Annotated in this window: 11 protein-coding genes; 7 read left to right on the forward strand and 4 right to left on the reverse strand. The window is 66.7% G+C overall.

Translation table 11 applies throughout. The features are described 5' to 3' along the window. Positions 1 to 439: 439 nt before the first annotated feature. The gene (locus IPI67_24595; protein MBK7583356.1) at positions 440 to 1,057 is read right to left on the reverse strand and encodes a hypothetical protein; all 618 of its coding nucleotides are present in this window, start codon (positions 1,055 to 1,057) and stop codon (positions 440 to 442) included. 380 nt (positions 1,058 to 1,437) lie between these two features. On the opposite strand from IPI67_24595, the gene IPI67_24600 reads away from it, so the two are divergent. Further along, positions 1,438 to 2,472 (forward strand): hypothetical protein, encoded by a 1,035-nt coding sequence (locus IPI67_24600; GenBank protein ID MBK7583357.1) that lies wholly within the window; start codon positions 1,438 to 1,440, stop codon positions 2,470 to 2,472. 270 nt (positions 2,473 to 2,742) lie between these two features. On the opposite strand, the gene IPI67_24605 is transcribed toward IPI67_24600, so the two are convergent. Further along, on the reverse strand, positions 2,743 to 3,768 hold the full coding sequence (locus tag IPI67_24605; protein ID MBK7583358.1) for a transposase: 1,026 nt from the start codon (positions 3,766 to 3,768) through the stop codon (positions 2,743 to 2,745). Positions 3,769 to 3,870: 102 nt separating this feature from the next. Beyond that, entirely contained in the window at positions 3,871 to 4,290 is a 420-nt protein-coding gene (locus tag IPI67_24610) for a transposase zinc-binding domain-containing protein (protein ID MBK7583359.1), read from the reverse strand. Positions 4,291 to 4,698: 408 nt separating this feature from the next. Here IPI67_24610 and IPI67_24615 point away from each other — a divergent pair, with 408 nt between their 5' ends. After that, positions 4,699 to 5,577, forward strand: a complete 879-nt coding sequence (locus IPI67_24615) for a hypothetical protein (protein MBK7583360.1) — start codon at positions 4,699 to 4,701, stop codon at positions 5,575 to 5,577. 101 nt (positions 5,578 to 5,678) lie between these two features. Here IPI67_24615 and IPI67_24620 read toward each other — a convergent pair whose 3' ends face one another. Then, complete coding sequence (locus IPI67_24620) at positions 5,679 to 7,355, reverse strand: hypothetical protein (protein ID MBK7583361.1); 1,677 nt, start codon at positions 7,353 to 7,355, stop codon at positions 5,679 to 5,681. A gap of 116 nt (positions 7,356 to 7,471) precedes the next feature. Here IPI67_24620 and IPI67_24625 point away from each other — a divergent pair, with 116 nt between their 5' ends. The 5 genes from IPI67_24625 to IPI67_24645 are packed head-to-tail and all read left to right on the forward strand — an operon-like array spanning position 7,472 to position 16,172. Then, the gene (locus IPI67_24625) at positions 7,472 to 8,962 is read left to right on the forward strand and encodes a sigma-54-dependent Fis family transcriptional regulator (GenBank protein ID MBK7583362.1); all 1,491 of its coding nucleotides are present in this window, start codon (positions 7,472 to 7,474) and stop codon (positions 8,960 to 8,962) included. A 52-nt stretch (positions 8,963 to 9,014) separates the two neighbouring features. Next, the gene (locus IPI67_24630; protein MBK7583363.1) at positions 9,015 to 12,428 is read left to right on the forward strand and encodes a DEAD/DEAH box helicase family protein; all 3,414 of its coding nucleotides are present in this window, start codon (positions 9,015 to 9,017) and stop codon (positions 12,426 to 12,428) included. Further along, positions 12,425 to 13,933: an SAM-dependent DNA methyltransferase gene (locus IPI67_24635; protein MBK7583364.1), complete on the forward strand. Its 1,509-nt coding sequence runs from the start codon at positions 12,425 to 12,427 to the stop codon at positions 13,931 to 13,933. Before IPI67_24630 ends, IPI67_24635 begins: the two co-directional genes overlap by 4 nt. Beyond that, the gene (locus tag IPI67_24640) at positions 13,909 to 15,168 is read left to right on the forward strand and encodes a restriction endonuclease subunit S (protein MBK7583365.1); all 1,260 of its coding nucleotides are present in this window, start codon (positions 13,909 to 13,911) and stop codon (positions 15,166 to 15,168) included. The genes IPI67_24635 and IPI67_24640 overlap by 25 nt, the downstream gene beginning before the upstream one ends. After that, positions 15,165 to 16,172 (forward strand): hypothetical protein, encoded by a 1,008-nt coding sequence (locus IPI67_24645; GenBank protein ID MBK7583366.1) that lies wholly within the window; start codon positions 15,165 to 15,167, stop codon positions 16,170 to 16,172. Before IPI67_24640 ends, IPI67_24645 begins: the two co-directional genes overlap by 4 nt. Positions 16,173 to 16,233 lie beyond the last annotated feature (61 nt).

The following is a 16,233-nucleotide window of genomic DNA, read 5'->3' on the forward strand; positions in this document are numbered from 1 at the left end:
CCGGTCTTCGACGAGCACGTCGCGGCGCGTGAACTCGTGCGTACCGGTCCCGCGGACCCACGTTCTGCCGGGGCCCGGTGACCTCGGCGGGACTGGTGCTCAGTTCAGGTCGCTGCTGACAGTCGGCGCGATCAGGTCCCCCGGTGTGAGGCAGCGGCGATCAGCGCGTCACCCTCCGCGGCGCCTCTTGCACCGATCGTGCTCTCCCGTGGGCTCGCTGGGGCAGTGCGCGCAGGTCGTTCCCTGGTGGTTCGAGCCGATGGCTGATGGCCATTCGGCTCCAGGTGCTAGCGCTCCACCCGGGCGCGTCGGGCGTCTATTGGGCGTGAATCCCGATGGCGCGTTCGTCACATCACTCGGCATGTCCCCGGAAGGGCAGGGTCAGGTCGGGGTCCGGCGTCTAGAGCACCAACCGGGCCGGACACGCCGGCGCTTCGGCCTAACGAAGCGCGACCACTTCGCGCAGCGTGACTCGGAGGACCTTCAGCCGCTCGTCCAGATCCTGGAGCGTTGCGACGGCGCACTCCAGCTCCTCCTGGCTCAGCTTCTTCATGGCCCGCGAGTCCGCGAACGTCTCTACTGGCATGGCCCCGACGCGCCGGAGTCCGTCTAGCGCCCTGACGATCGCTGGTTTCGTCGGCCGTCCGCCGTGGCCTTTGCGCGCAGATGCCGCCTGTGTCTCGAGCGCCTTCGCATCAAGGCACTCCCGTTCGGCGCGTGCGAGCAGCCGTTCCTGCGCTCGTGCCGGCAGGCCGAGGACCGCGCGCACGTGCGTGACCCCGAGATGCTTGCTGGCCTTGATCTCCGGCAACCGTAGGGAGAGCTCGAAGATCGCCACGGACTGCCACAACTTTGCCCTGCTGATTTGCAGGCCGCCATGGTCCGCGAGCCGGCGGAACGAGACGTCCTTCCTACCGTTGTCGCGCAGGAGATCGACGTCGCCCCGATACAGATGCCGAAACACGATCTCGCCGACGTTCAGCGCGATGGCGAGCGACCCAGCGCGCACCACGCACTGGATCTCGGCAAAGGCAAGCTCGACCGGATCCTCGCCCACCAGTATCTTCGGGCGGGGAGGCCGAAGCTGCATATCGCCGGGCCCCAGCGGGGTCGCGCGAGGACTCCCATTCCCGTTCGTGATGATCCCGACCCGGTCGTCCATGCGGCGTCGAGCGCACTATTCGTGCCTGGCCCCGGCGCGGCGGAAACCGCGAGGATCCCCTGTCGCCGCCGGCCCATGCTGGTCGGATCCGACCAGCGGGTGCCTGGAAACGGGCAACCGCGCGTCTCTCGGCAGCGCGCTCACCCCTGCGCTGTAGAGCTGACCGATCCTGGAGGAGCACGCAGACGACATACCCAAACGGACTGCTTCGATCCCGGACCGCAAGCGCGACTTCCGGGGAACTTTGGGTATTCCCTACGTTTCCAGGACACCCCATGACCTCATCACGCCCGCATTGGTTGGTTGTGCACTTTTCGCTGGCCATCGCCGGAACCGCGCTCTCGTGCGGAGGCGTGACGGAAGCAGGCGGTACGGGCGGGACTGGCGGCGCAGACGTTTGGACAGGCGGGTCTGGTGGCGTGCAGAGCTCTGGAGGCGCCGGTTCGGGCGGGTCTGGTGGCGCCGGTTCGGGCGGGTCTGGAAGCGCCGGTTCGGGCGGGTCTGCCGGGACCCTCGTGGGTGGTTCGGGCGGTAACTTCGGTGGCTTCGATGGCGGCGGGATGGGCGGGTTCGGTGGAACGACGGCTCCTGCCGTTTGCAGCGGTGTCCAGTGCCCGGTCTACCAAGACTGCTGTCTCACAGATTCCAAGTGCTTCGATCAGAAGGCGAGTCCGGGGGCGTGCGTCGCTCCGACGCAGCCCGGGCCTCAAGGCCAGAAACCGTGCGGAGCGAGCTCGCAGTGCGCGTCGGACGAGTACTGCCAGCCGTTGAATGAGGCACTCTGCCTCGGGCCAGGGTACTGCGCGTCCAAGACCAACTGTCCGGGTTCCTATACCGGCGCGTTCTGTGGCTGCAATGGCGTCACGTACCCGAACGTGCAGACCGCGTGTGCCGCAGGCGTGGCGGTGGTGGGCTGGGCAGCGTGCGGCGAGCCGGTCACGGTCGGAGCCGCGGGCGCAAGCGCAGGCAAGAAAGTAACGTACTGCGCGATCGACGCGCAGTGCGCGAGCGGGGCCAAGTGCTGCGGGATCACCGGTCTCTGCTACGACCCTTCGAAAACGGCGCTGTGCTCGTTCCCGCCCCCGGGCACGACAGTGCCCTGTCTCGACGACACGCAGTGCATTCAGGGCGTCGAGTACTGTTTCGGCCAAGGATGCACGGACCCGGGCGGCTGCGCCGATATCCCTGGCAGTAGTTCGTGCACGGGCGAACTGACGCCGGTGTGCGGCTGCAATGGGAAGTCATACGCCAACGCTGGCTGCGCTGCCGCTGCGGGTGTCCGCGTCGCCCATGCGGGCCAATGCCCGTGAAATCTGCGAATCTGCGCCATGCCTCGGCGCGCGACCATCACGTGAATGAGCCTGCTCCGCGCTCGCGAGGCCCTTCTGCTGCGCATAGGACTTTTGAACTGCCAAAACCCACCACGCCGAGAGTACGCGCTCGACGGCTTCGGGTCGAGATCACCTCCCGCAGCCCGACCCCCGCCGCCGATTGGGCTCGCCGTGCCCACGCGGAGCTCGATCACCCTCGCCAAGCCCACGCGACACACACCTCCGCCCCCAGCGAAGCCTTCGGTCGCCTCACCTCTCCCCGAACCCCATCCCCAATTGCTCGGGCACGCGGACGGGGACTCTCGCCGTGGGCGGCGCTCTCGATCCGAGGCCGTCCTCGTGCTCCGCAATCAGCCGCGTGATGGCCGCGCGACTCGTGGCGACCTCCGCCCACCTCATCGGGCCGGAGCAACGTGGGCACGTCTCGACATCGGCGGCGAACACGTGCGCCAGCAACCACGCCCACCGCTTCCGCCCGACCGGCGCATCGTCCTTCTCGCCGAGCAGCTCGAGCTGATCGCCTCGAGCCGGAGGTGGCTTGTGACAGGCCGCATCCACGGGCGGCTTGGGCACGACGAGGGCCCGGCGCGATGAGTGGCTCGAGAGCACCCCGAAATACCGGAGCATGTGAAAGCGTGGAGGCGGCACGGCCGCCACCAACCGCGCAATCAGGTCGTGGGGCTCGAGCACCAGCGCGCGGGTGCCGTCCCGCCACACCTTCTTGAAGATGAGCTCGAGCCTGCCGTCCTGCCGGCGCTCGAGGCGGTCCTGCGCGATCGGAGGGCGCGTGATGTATTTAGCGAGCCGCTCCACTCGTCGCCGATCTCGGCCGTCGATGACCTGCGCCGCATGCAAGTTGATGCCGCGCACCTCCGCGATGGGCGCATCCGTCGCGTCCGCGGCACGCGAGCGCTCGGGCAACTCCGCCGGCACGACCAACCGCAAGAGCGGCTTGCCTGCACGCTCACCGCTCACGCCAATGCCCTGAGCTGCCGCCGCGTAACACGCAGCCAGCCCCGGCTCGTCAAAGCAGAGCTCCGGCAGCTCCTGCTCACCGAGCTCGGGGTCGAGGCTCCGCCCGTGCGCTTTGAGGATGCTCTCGATGCGGGCCGCAGTGCGCGCTGCGACCTGCGCCACGTCCGCGTGCGTGGGCGCGTCGAGCTCCCGGAACTCGAGCGGCGCGCGCGGGTCGCCGTCCGCGTGCACGTACACGCCATCGAGCACGAGTGCGTGGAAGTGCACGTTGAGCCGGAGCGCGCTGTCCGTCCTCTGCACAGCGACCACGGATCCGGTGTGGCAGCTTGCGACACTCGAAATGCCGAGCTCGCGCTTCGCGCGCCAGCGCAGCGGAGCGGTCCACCTCCGCCATGAACGCGCTCACCACCTCGGAGCAGAGCTTGCGGTCGTACCCGAGCAGCGAGCGTAGACCCCAGGGCAAAGAGCAGATCCAATGACGGATGGGCACGCGCGGCAGCACCGCCTGCTCCAAGTGCACCGCGGTGTCAGCCATCCGGCGGCCCAAACAGGATGGACAGAACCCGCGCTTCTTGCAACTGAGCGCGACGAGCTCGAGTACCCGCAGTCACGACACACAAGGTGCAGGCAGCCGTGCTCCAGCTGCCCGCAGCGCAGGTAGGCCTCGAACTCTTTCACCACGAAGCGCGGCAGGCCGCCGTGCTCGTCCGCGCGCTCGAGGAACGCCGGCCAGTGCTCCGCCACTGTCTGGTAGAGCAGCGTGCTCTCCGGTCGATGCCGGACGCGCGAGGGCTCGGGACGGGTGTGTGCGGGGTGGCCCACACGACGGCGCTATGGCCAGCGGCGTGCCACCCCGGAAGGCCGATGTTTCCTCGCAAAATGCGCGGACTCGGGGTGGCGAACCGGCGGCCGCCGGCGGCGATCGCCACCCGCCGCGACCCGCCGCGCCCGAGCTCCCTCCGCGATCACCCAAGCCCGCGCCAACAAGTCCGGCGCTCAGGCCCTTCCGCTTCGCTGCGGCCAGGCACCGCCGCGCCTCCGCCTCGTCCTCGATCTTCCGGCCGCTGCGCGAACGCAGCGGAGAGGCTGAAGAACACCGGCAGGCTTCGCTCGAACGGGTAATCCGTCAGCCTGACACCTGGACGCCGGCTCGGCTGAAGCAAGAGCTGCAGAAGGGCGGCGTGCGCCTCACCAGCGACACCGGGGGCGAGATCGTCGCGGGTCATCGACTTGGAAGGAGCGGAGCGGGGGACGCCCGTCGATCCCCCGCGGAGCGATGGTGCGGAGAGCGAGAGCCTTCCCTCCTTAGCCGCCGAGCTGCCTGCGGCGCCGGAGCCGGAGCTGGTCGGCGACGATCTGGTGTTTCACTTCGGGGATCGACGCTGGCGGATCCGCGGCTTCTCGAAGAACACGGGCCCCGAGCAGCTCCGCGTGAACCTCCACGTCTCGCGCCCCGGCGGCGCCTTCCACGTGGACACGGTGGAGCTGTACTCGGCGCGGCAGCGGGCGGTTTTCACGAAGCAGGCCTCGGACGAGCTCGTGGTCGAGGAGCGAGTGGTGAAGCGCGAGCTCGGCGCGGTGCTGCTCAAGCTCGAGGAGCGGCAGGAGGCCGAAAAGAAAGCGGCTGAGGGCGAGAAGCGGCGGCAGGGTTTCGACCACACGATCTTCTTCGATGAAGGCGTGGACATCCACCACATCTTTCCCGAGGATTGGTGCAAGAAGCAGGGCATCAGCCCGAAGATCTACGACACGGTCGTCAACAAGACGCCACTGAGCTACCGCACGAACCGGATCATCGGCGGCGTTGCGCCCTCGAAGTATCTGAACAGGCTGGAGCAGGGATCTGCCAAGTCGGGTGGGCAGGCCCCCGATCCTCCGATCGAACGGGATACGCTGAACGGTTACCTCCGGTCCCACTGCATCCCCGTGGACGCGCTTCGGGGCGACGACTTCAGGACCTTCATGACCGCGCGGCAGGCCGCACTCCTGGCCCTGGTGTCGAAAGTCACCGGCCACACGCTGAGCGTTGGGATACCGGCAGTGGAAGAGGGCGAGGAGCTATCCACCGCACTTGCGCACGACGCGGGCATGGACTCCGAGACGGAGTAGGAGGTCGGCCAGTCGTCCTGCTCCCGCTCGTCGCCGCTGGGCGGCGCCGGTCCCCCCCAAGGCCGCTCGCGCGCTCTCGACGTCCTACGCTGGCCCTTCGCTCATTCCGCGGCGCAGAAGTCCTCATCCTCCCCGTGGGGCTCGCCCAACGCCCCCGCGACAATCGGATGCTCCCGCTCCGCCTCCGGCTCGCTCAGCTCGACGCCGAGCGCCTGGAGCGTCTGCTTCGCGTTGCGGAGGAGCACGCTCAGCTTCTGATCACCGACGCGAAGCTGCTTGGCGAGCGCGTCCGCGTCTCGCCTGATGTTGTCAGCCAGCTTTCTCATCTCCTCGTGTCGCGCGAGCTCGCGCTGAATGCGGTGTTCGATGGTCGCCAGCGCCTTGATGTCGCCCTCGTCGGCGGGCCGTCGCTGACGGCTCGCCAACGCCAGGCCGAGGATGACCGCCGCGTGGAGGTAGGGATCCGTCGCCTCGTCCTCTGCGTCCCAGACCACCAGGATGTCGTTCCCGTAACGCGCCATCCCCGGGAAGCCGACAGGGGCGTGGCTCCGCGCCATCACGAACAAGCCGACCTGCGCGCTGCGGTTCGCCCGCGCGACCTCCAGCTCGGTCAGCGCCTTGCTGATCGAGTAGGACTCGCTGTGCTTGGCCTCCACCACGAGCGCTGCACCGGCGTACGGGCTCTCCGACGTGAAGCGGATCACCTGGTCGCCGACCTTGCTGTTCGGTACCGCGCCCACCGTCGCGCCGACGTTGTCCGCCACGACCGACGCGCCCTGGATCACCCGCTGGATGAAGCGCAACGCCGCGTCCTCGAAGGTGCGCCCGCCCTGGGGTGAGCGTAGCTCCCCACGCCTGCGCTCCTCGAGCCGGGCCAGCGTCTCCCGAACGTACTGGTCCAGCTCGCGCTGCCGCCCCTCGAACGCCGCCATCACCTCCGCCTGCGACTTCGCGTGAGCGTCGAGCAGCGTCGTCAGCGAGCTCTTCAAGATCGCGAGTGGCGAGCCGGGCTCGTCGGGGTTCATCGCCCGCAAGAAGGTCGTGCGAGCCAGCTCAGCCTCGCGCATCAGACGCCACAGCAACGACCCCTCGTCGTTGGCGTCGAGCGCCTTCGTCACCAGGGCAAGCTGCTTGGTTCGATCGCCCTCGGCCTTCTCCATCTCGTGGCGCAGCGCGGTCAGGAATCGTGCGACGGCGCTGTCCGCAGCCTGCGGATCCAGCGCCCTCGCGACGGCCGCCTGGCTCTGGTCCAACGTCAATTGCATGCGCGTCTGGAGCACGTGGACGAGGCCCTCGCTGTCCGTCGGGCTCAGCTTCCTCAGCAGGGGGCTGTTCTCGCCCAGCTCCCGCGCCAGCGTGCGAGCCAACGCGCCATGCTCCGGCGCCAGGTACTTCTCCATCGCGCGGCACAGCTCGCCCCCGTCCTTGATGAAGCTCTCGATCCGAATGGCAACCTGCCCGTCCTGGGGATCGAAGTAGCGCTTCAGCATCTCGACGAGCACGTCCTGCTGCCGCGTGACGAAGCTCTCCAGCTCGCGGTCCACATCTGCCAGGATCGACTTGCCGATGTCCGCGAGACGCGCCTCCTCGGCGTGGCGGTGCGCGTTGGTGATGGCGCGGACCCCGACGGTCCACGCATCGGTCACGAAGCAGCGCCTCTGCGCGTCGTTCAGGCTTCCGAGCGTCGTGAACACCTCCGGGCGGCGGTCGGTCAGCGTGGCTTCGACGGCGTCCGCCTGAACCAGGACGTTGACGGTGAGGGCGTTGTTCGTGGTCATGCCGACCGTCACTTCAAGCCCCGTTCCATGCTGGCAGGCCCCGCCTCCTGCGGGTTTTCTTGTCCCGGGGAGTAAACTCCGTTGTGTAACAAGAAAGTTTATTATGCTCCCGGCCAATGTCGCGCGTCCTCGTCACCTGGTGTGGGGCCACGGATCTCAAGGCCGGGCAGGGCGACCCTTCGGTGGGGCTGGGGCCGGTGGCTCAGGCCGCCGCGGCCCGGAACTTCGACCAGATCGTGGTCCTCTCGAACTACGCCAGGACCGAGAGCGCGGCCTACGACGCCTGGCTCAAGACCAAGACGAAGACACCGGTCGTGCTCCGCACCGAGACGCTGCGCTCTCCCACCGACTACGCCGACATCTACCGGGTGGTCTCGAAGACCCTCGACTGGATCAGCGCCAAGCTGGCGCCAAGAGGCAAGCTCACCTTCCACCTCAGCCCCGGCACGCCGGCGATGGCCACTGTCTGGATCCTCCTGGCGCCCAAATACGGTGCGGAGCTCATCCAGTCATCGCGCGAAGCGGGCGTCGAGAACGCGAACCTCCCTTTCGAGATTGCGGCTGAGTTCGTGCCTGCCCTGGTCAAGCGGGCGGGCGCGGAGCTGGAGCGTCTGGGCGAGGGCGTACGCCCCGAAGACCCCAGCTTCAAAGACATCCTGCACCGCAGCGACTCTATGAAGCGGCTACTTGAACGCGCGCAACAAGCGGCGCCGTACGACGCGCCAATCCTCATCGAGGGCGAGTCCGGCACGGGGAAGGAGCTGCTCGCCGCCGCGCTCCACAAGGCCAGCGGGCGGCGTGGGCGCTTCGTTCCGGTCAACTGCGGCGCCATCCCGCGAGATCTCGTGGAATCTGCCTTCTTCGGGCACACCCGCGGCGCCTTCACTGGCGCGACGGACGAGCGTGCCGGCGCCTTCGAGAGCGCGGACGGCGGCACGCTGTTTCTCGACGAGGTCGGCGAGCTCCCGCTCGAAGCCCAGGTCAAGCTGCTGCGCGCGCTCCAGGAAAAGAAGATCCAGCGGATCGGCGCCAGGACGGAGAAGGCCGTGGACGTCCGGGTGGTCGCCGCCACCAACCGCGACCTGCTGGCCGAGGTCCGTGCCGGCCGATTCCGCGAGGATCTCTACTTCCGCCTTGCCGTGCTCCTCCTGCGCAGCCCGCCGCTCCGCGAACGCGAAGGCGATCTCTCGCTGCTCCTCGATCGCCAGCTCGAGACGCTGAACGCCGAGCGCCCGGCCATCAGCCGGAAGAAGCTCTCCAGCGCGGCCAAGAGCCTGCTCCTGCGCCACGACTGGCCCGGCAACGTACGCGAGCTGCAGGCCACGCTGCTCCGAGCATTCGTCTGGTCCAAAGGTGCGACCATCGATGACGCAGCGGTGCGCGAGGCCCTCGTCCCCGGCGCGCGCTCGAGGCAGGGCGAAGTCCTCGACCGGCCGCTCGCCGCGGGATTTCGCATTCAAGATCCGGTCAGCGAGGTCGTTCGACACTACCTGGGCCGCGCGCTCGCGGAGGCCCACGGCAACAAGACCAGGGCGGCCGCGCTCGTGGGATTCTCCAGCTATCAGACATTGACCAACTGGCTGAAGAAGTATGGGGTAGAGGGGTGATGGAACGGTCCGTGCACCCTGGAAGCCGACGGTCGGCGCCGAGGTCCCGTTCATGAAGTCGCAGAACTTCGAGTTCCTGCGGACCAAGCGGTCCGCGCTCGCGGACTTGGCTGGCTTCGCGGAGCGCTACGTCTACTCCGATCCAGCCAGCTCGCTGCTGAAACAACGCGGCTTTGTCGAGCACGTGGTGGCGAGCATCTACCAGACCTACCGCCTGCAGCCTCCGTACAGCGACAACCTGAACGATCTGATGAACGCCGACGCCTTTCGGCAGTCCGTCCCCGACGTCCTCCAGAACAAGCTCCACACGGTGCGCAAGGCGGGCAACCACGCGGCGCACCCGCGCCAGCCAATGACCAGCCAGCGCGCCCTTGACTGCTTGCATCAGCTCTTCGACATCGCGCAGTGGTTCCACCTGCAGGTGGACTCTGGCCGCCGCGACGACTGTCCGAGATACGCTCCGCCAGGCCCCGAGTCGCTCCCCAATGGCAAGGCGAAAGAAGCGCTGGAGAAGCTCCGGCTGGCCGAGGCCAAGTACGAAGCCGTGCTCGCCGAGCTCGAGGCGGAGACGAAGCGGCGCCTCGCGGCTGAGCGTGCCGCCGAACAGCACGAGACCCAGCTGGAGCAGCTCAAGGACGAAGGCCAGAAGGTCGCGTCCGTGCTGCACTTCAACGAGGCGACGACGCGCAGCCGCCTTATTGACCAGATGCTGATCGAGGCGGGCTGGAACGTCGGCCTGAACGGCATCGACACCGACGAGGTCCGCCAGGAGGTGCAGCTCTCGACCATGCCGACCGAGTCGGGGGAGGGGTATGCCGACTACGTGCTCTACGGCGACGACGGCAAGCCTCTTGCCGTCATCGAGGCGAAGAAGACGGCAAAGGACGCTCGCGTCGGCTCCGAGCAGGCGCGCATGTACGCCACCTGTCTCGAGAAAGAGACCGGTGTGCGCCCGGTCGTCTTCTTCACGAACGGGCCCGACACGTACCTGTGGGACGACGCCCAGGGCTACCCCTACCGCAAGGTCTACGGCTTCTACTCGAAGGACAGCCTGGAGTACCTGCTGCACCAGAGGGCCAACAAGAGGGCCCTCGCCAGCGTCGACCCGAACCTTGCCATCGCGGGCCGCATGTACCAGCTCGAAGCCGTGAAGCGGGTGTGCGAGCGCTTCGAGAACAAGTTTCGCAAGGCACTACTGGTGCAGGCCACCGGCACTGGCAAGACCCGCGTGGCCATCTCGCTCTGCGACGCGCTGATGCGCGCCGGCTGGGCGAAGCGGATCCTGTTTCTCTGCGACCGCCGGGAGCTCCGCAAGCAAGCGGACCGGGTCTTCAAGGAGTTCATGCCGGGCGAGCCGCGGGTGGTGGTCGACCGCAGCACGTCCAGCGACCGCGACAAGCGCATCTACCTGGCCACCTATCCGGCCATGATGAAGTGCTACGAAGACTTCGACGTCGGCTTCTTCGATCTGATCGTCGCCGACGAATCGCACCGCAGCATCTACAAGAAGTTTCGCGCGTTGTTTCAGTACTTCGACGCACTGGAGGTGGGGCTCACGGCGACGCCGGTGCGCTTCATCGAGCGCAACACCTATGACCTCTTCGCCTGCGAAGACCGGGACCCGACCTCGCACTACAGCTTCGAGGACGCGATCAACGCGACCCCGCCGTTCCTGGTGCCCTTCCGGGTGCGCGCGTTCACTAGCCAGTTCCGCGAGCAGGGGCTGCGGTACTCACAGATGTCCACGGACCAGCGCGAGCAGCTCGAGGACCAAGACGACGCGCCGCAGCTCGTGGAGTACGAGGCGCAGGAGCTGGACAAGAACGTCTTCAACAAGGACACGACGCGGTTCATCTGGCGCAGCCTCATGGAAGAGGGCATCCGCGAGGGGACGGGGAGTCGGGTTGGCAAGACCATCGTCTTCGCCCGCAACCACAACCACGCGGTGCACCTGGCCGAGGTCTTCGCGGAGATGTACCCGCAGTACGGCTCAGGCTTCTGCCGCGTGATCGACAACCAGGAGCCGAAGGCCGAGCAGCTCATCGACGACTTCAAGAACAAGGACAACGAGCTGACCATCGCCATCTCCGTGGACATGCTCGACACCGGCATCGACGTACCCGAGGTCGTGAACCTCGTCCTGGCCAAGCCGGTGAAGTCCTACGTGAAGTTCTGGCAGATGCTCGGTCGCGGCACTCGGCTCTGCGAGAACCTCTTCGGCCTCGGCCGGAACAAGAGCGAATTCCTGATCTTCGATCACTGGTCGAACTTCTGGTTCTTCGAGGAAAAGTACACGGAGAAGCAGCCCTCGGTGCAGAAGTCGCTGCTCCAGCAGGTCTTCGAGGCGCGGGTGGCCATCGCCGAGGCGGCGCTCGACAAGATGGACGACCCGGTCTTCCAGTCCAGTGTCGACCTGCTCGTTCAGGACGTCCGCGCGGCCAAGGACGCGGGGAGCATCGAGGTGCGGGACCGCTGGCGGGAGCTAGAGCTGCTCTCCGAGCGCGACCGCCTGGCCCAATTTGCGGCGGTGACCAGGGCCGATCTCCTCTCCGTTGCCGCCCCGCTCATGCAGTGGCGCAACGTGCGCGGTGACGAGGACGCCTACCGGTTCGACCTCCTCGTCACCCGCCTGGAGCTGGAGCTGCTGCGCGGCGGACCGAGCGCGCCACGGGTGCAAGATCTGAAGAGCCGTGTGGAAGCCGAGGTCGAGCTGCTGATGAAGAACCAGAACCCGGTGAAGGCCAAGGCGGCGATCATCAACGCGGTGCGGTCCAAGGACTTCTGGACGTCGGTGTCGGTTCCGAAGCTCGAAGAGGTCCGCGGCGAGCTGCGGGGCATCATGAAGTACCAGCAGCAGGTGCCCATCACGCGCCTGGGGCCGCAGATCTACGATGTGGCCGACGCGGGTTTCTCGGGCCACAGCTACATTCCGCGCCTGGAGGGGCTCGACCTCGTGGAGTACCGGCGGCGGGTCGAGTCAGTGCTGCGCGACCGCTTCGCGCAGAACCCGACGCTCCAGCGCATCCGCGCCGGAAAGGCGGTGCAGGAAGCCGAGCTGGAGGAGCTCGCCAAGCTCGTGCTCGAGGTCGATGACAAGGCCAACGTGCGGCACCTTGCCGGCCACGATCCCGACTCCCGGCGCAGCTTGCTCGCGGTCTTTCGAGGTCTGGTCGGCCTCGAGGCAGCCGCCGTGGAGCAGGCGTTCACTGGCTTCGTGCACAATCACCCGCGGCTCTCGTCGCAGCAGCTACGTTTTCTTCAGGTGCTCCAGAACTACATCGCCCAGAACGGCGGCATCGAGATCGAGCGCCTGTACGAGCCGCCCTTCACGACCGTCCACGCGGAGAGCGTCGACGGCGTGTTCACCAGTCCCGGCGAGGTCGACGAGATCCTCGCCATCCTGAGCGCCTTCGAGCCCAAGAAGGTCAGCCCCACCGATCCACCGCCTGCGAGCCGCGCATCATGAGCACCCTGACAACGCAACAGAAGAGCGACATCGACAAGCTCTGGACCGAGTTCTGGACCGGCGGCATCACGAACCCGTTGACGGTCATCGAGCAGATCTCGTTCCTGATGTTTGCCCGGCTGCTGGACGTGATGGAGACGACGGGGGAACGCAGGGCGGAGCGGACGAAGAAGCCGTTCAAGGGCCGCTTCAAGGGCAAGAACGATCCGCGGCGCTGGAAGAACTTCAAGCAGAAGGACGCGGCCGAGATGCTGCGCGTCGTCCGGGACGAGGTCTTTCCGCATTTCCGCAAGCTGAACGGCGGGACCACGTTCGCCGAGTACATGCAGGACGCGCAGCTCATGGTCCAGAAGCCCAGCCTCTTGGTCTCGGCCGTGAACATGATCGACAAGCTCCCGATCACCGAGGGGGATGCAAAGGGCGATCTCTACGAGTACCTGCTGTCGAAGCTCACGACGGCGGGCATCAACGGTCAGTTCCGCACGCCGCGGCACGTCATCCGCTTCATGGTGGAGATGCTCGAGCCGAAGCCGACGGAGAGCGTCGGCGATCCCGCGTGTGGCACCGCCGGCTTCCTGGTGGGCGCCATGCAATACCTGCTGGAGACGCACACCTCGCCCAAGGGCAGGATGAAGGGCGAGGACGGCCAGATCATCCACACCGGCGATCTGCTCGAGCCGTACCGCAAGCACATCCAGAACGACATGTTTCACGGCTTCGACTTCGACGCGACCATGCTTCGCATCGCGTCGATGAACCTGATGTTGCACGGTGTCGACAACCCGGACATCCACTACCAGGACACGCTCTCGAACTCGTTCCCGGAGAAATTCCCGACGCGAGCGACGGCGGGCTTCGACGTCATCCTGGCCAACCCGCCGTTCAAGGGCAGCCTCGATGCGGAGGACGTGCACCCGACGCTGACGCAGGCGGTGAAGACGAAGAAGACGGAGCTGTTGTTCGTGGCGCTCGTTCTGCGGATGCTCAAGAAGGGCGGGCGCAGCGCCACGATCGTGCCGGACGGCGTGCTCTTCGGTTCGTCGAAGGCGCACGTCGCGCTGCGGAAGATGCTGGTGGAGGCCAACCAGCTCGAGGGCGTCATCTCCCTGCCATCGGGCGTGTTCAAGCCGTACGCCGGCGTGTCGACCGCCATCGTGGTCTTCACCAAGGGCGGCAAGACGGACCATGTGTTCTTCTGCGACGTGCAGGCCGACGGCTTCTCGCTGGACGACAAGCGCGACGCGGTAAAGGACAATGATCTGCCGACGGCACTCGCGGCGTGGCGAAAGAAGAGCGCCAAGAAGGACACAGACCGCACGGCGAAGCACTTCATGGTCCCCGTGAAGGAGATCGTGGAGAAGGCATTCGACCTCTCGATCAACCGCTACAAGGAGGCGAAGCACGAAGAGGTCAGCTTCGAGCCGCCGCAGGAGATCATTGCGAGGCTGCGGGCGCTGGAGGCGGAGATTGCACGTGAGCTCTGTGCACTGGAGCGCCTGCTTTGACGGCGCAGCCCGTGGCGCTGGCTGCCGTGCTCGACGTCGCTTCCGGTCAGGTCGACCCGCGCGAACGCCCGTACTGCGACCTGCTTCACGTTGGCGGCGACAACATCGAGAGCGACACGGGGCGGCTATTCGGCCTACGGAAAGCGGGAGAGCTGAACCTGATCAGCGGGAAGTATGCGTTCGGGCCTGAGGACGTCTTGTACTCCAAGATCCGCCCGGCCCTGAACAAGGTGGCTCTGCCAGACTTTGCGGGCATCTGCAGCGCCGACATGTATCCGCTCCGGCCGCGACCAGGGCTGCTCGAACGCCGCTACCTGGCCTACCTTCTGCGACATCACGACTTCTTGACGTTCGCGCTGAAGCACTCTTCAAGAACCAACATCCCGAAGATCAATCGCGATGCCCTCCTGACCTACAGGGTAAGCCTTCCCCCGGTTCCCGAGCAGCGCCGCATCGCCGACATCCTCGACAAGGCCGACGCCATCCGTCGCAAGCGCAAGCAGGCCATGGCGCTCACCGAGGACCTCCTGCGCTCGGCGTTCCTGGACATGTTCGGGGATCCGGTGACGAATCCGAAGGGGTGGGAATCTGTCGCGATCGAGGACATCGCATCCTCGGATCGTCACGCCCTCGCGATCGGCCCCTTCGGCAGCAATCTCTTGGCCTCCGACTACGCGGGCACAGGACACCCTGTCATCTTTGTGCGCGACCTGGTGACGGGGCTGTTTGATTGGAAGAGCCGCGTCTACGTGTCGCACGCCAAGTTCGCGGAACTCGCTGCCCACCACGCACGTCCAGGCGATGTGCTCGTCACCAAGATGGGCGACCCTCCGGGAACCGCCTGTGTGCTGCCCGAAGGTTTTCCGCCTGCTGTTGTGACAGCCGACGTGGTCAAGGTATCGGTTGACCGACAGCGAGTCCACCCCGAGTACCTCGCGGCCGCGCTCAACTCATCGTGCGGACGGTTTCAGGTTGCGCGAATTACTGCGGGTGTCACACGGGGCAAGATCACATTGCGAGACTTCCGGTTGGTCCGGGTGCGGCTTCCCCCTCTGCCGAATCAGCTTAGGTTCGTTGCGTTCGTGACTCGCGTCGGACGCCTGCGGGGGGGAATCGCCGGGAGTGTCCGGGTCTCCGACTCCCTCTTTGCGGCGCTGGTTGACTTGGCGTTTCGGAGCGAGATCAGCGTGACGAACCGGCCGCGTCCCGGGGTCTTCGTATCGGGGGACAGGTGAAGGCACGCTACGAGCACATCAGCGTTTTCTCCCTTTCCGGCGGAGTGACTGCCTTGCGCGGCGACGTCGCGCCGCTGGTAGCGACCGAGACCCTCGGCGTCCGGCTGACAAGTTCGATCCGCGACGCAATCGGCCCGGTGGCCAGGTCTCTTGCGGCCCGAGATCGTTTCTTCCGCGGCGCCCTGCCCACGCGCCCCGACGAGATTGAAGCGAATACGGTCGAGCGTGTCGCCGCGATCGAGCGGAAGCATGCCCGCACGTTCCTGGTCTGCTGTCACCGCGGTGAGATCACTCTCCCGATCACGAAAGTGCTCGCGGAATACGACACGAGCGATGGCGTTCTCCAGGTCGTCGAGGTCGACAGAGGCGTCGGCTCCGAAATCCGGGCCTCACATGCGCAGGCAAACGCTGTCGTGGTGGCCACGACTTGCGGGCAACTCGAAGGAAGCGCCGACAAGGTGTGCGAGGGAGTTCGCTTCGACGCGGGCTCCATCGAGATCATCCCCTTCTACCTCTCGGCCGGCAACGCGACGGTCACGATCTCCCGTGCGGTAGAGGCGCAACGCCTGGAGACTCTGAGACAGGTTCTGCCGGAGGCATTGGGGGACGCGGAACTAGGGCCGATCGCCGGGCTGTATCTCGACGCCATGCACGCGCACGACGACCTCGTGGGTTTCTTCCTCGCGTGGGCGGCAACCGAACGCTTCGTTCACCACGTCTTCAAGCGTCGCTCGCTCGTCGCCGACCCAGAACCTGGAAGGCCGCGCGTGCCGCTGAACGCACGGGCCGCGAAGGTTGCCGACGCAATCATTCCCGACCACGATCGTGGTCGTGTGCTCGAGTGTTTCAAGTCGCTGAAGAAGGAGCGCGACAACATTTTTCATCGTGGCGGACGTGCCACGGCTAGCTTTCCAACCACCGATACCTGTCGGCTTTTCAGCGAGCTCCTCCGCCAGCACCACCGCGCCCGCGAAGACGCCAACGCACCGGAGAACGCGACGTGATCCGCCCCATCGAGGTCGAGAGCCGCGGGGGCGCAGGCACGCAAACGCGGCACCGCACCAC

It is taken from the genome of Myxococcales bacterium (assembly GCA_016706225.1).
Lineage (GTDB): Bacteria > Myxococcota_A > Polyangia > Polyangiales > Polyangiaceae > JADJKB01.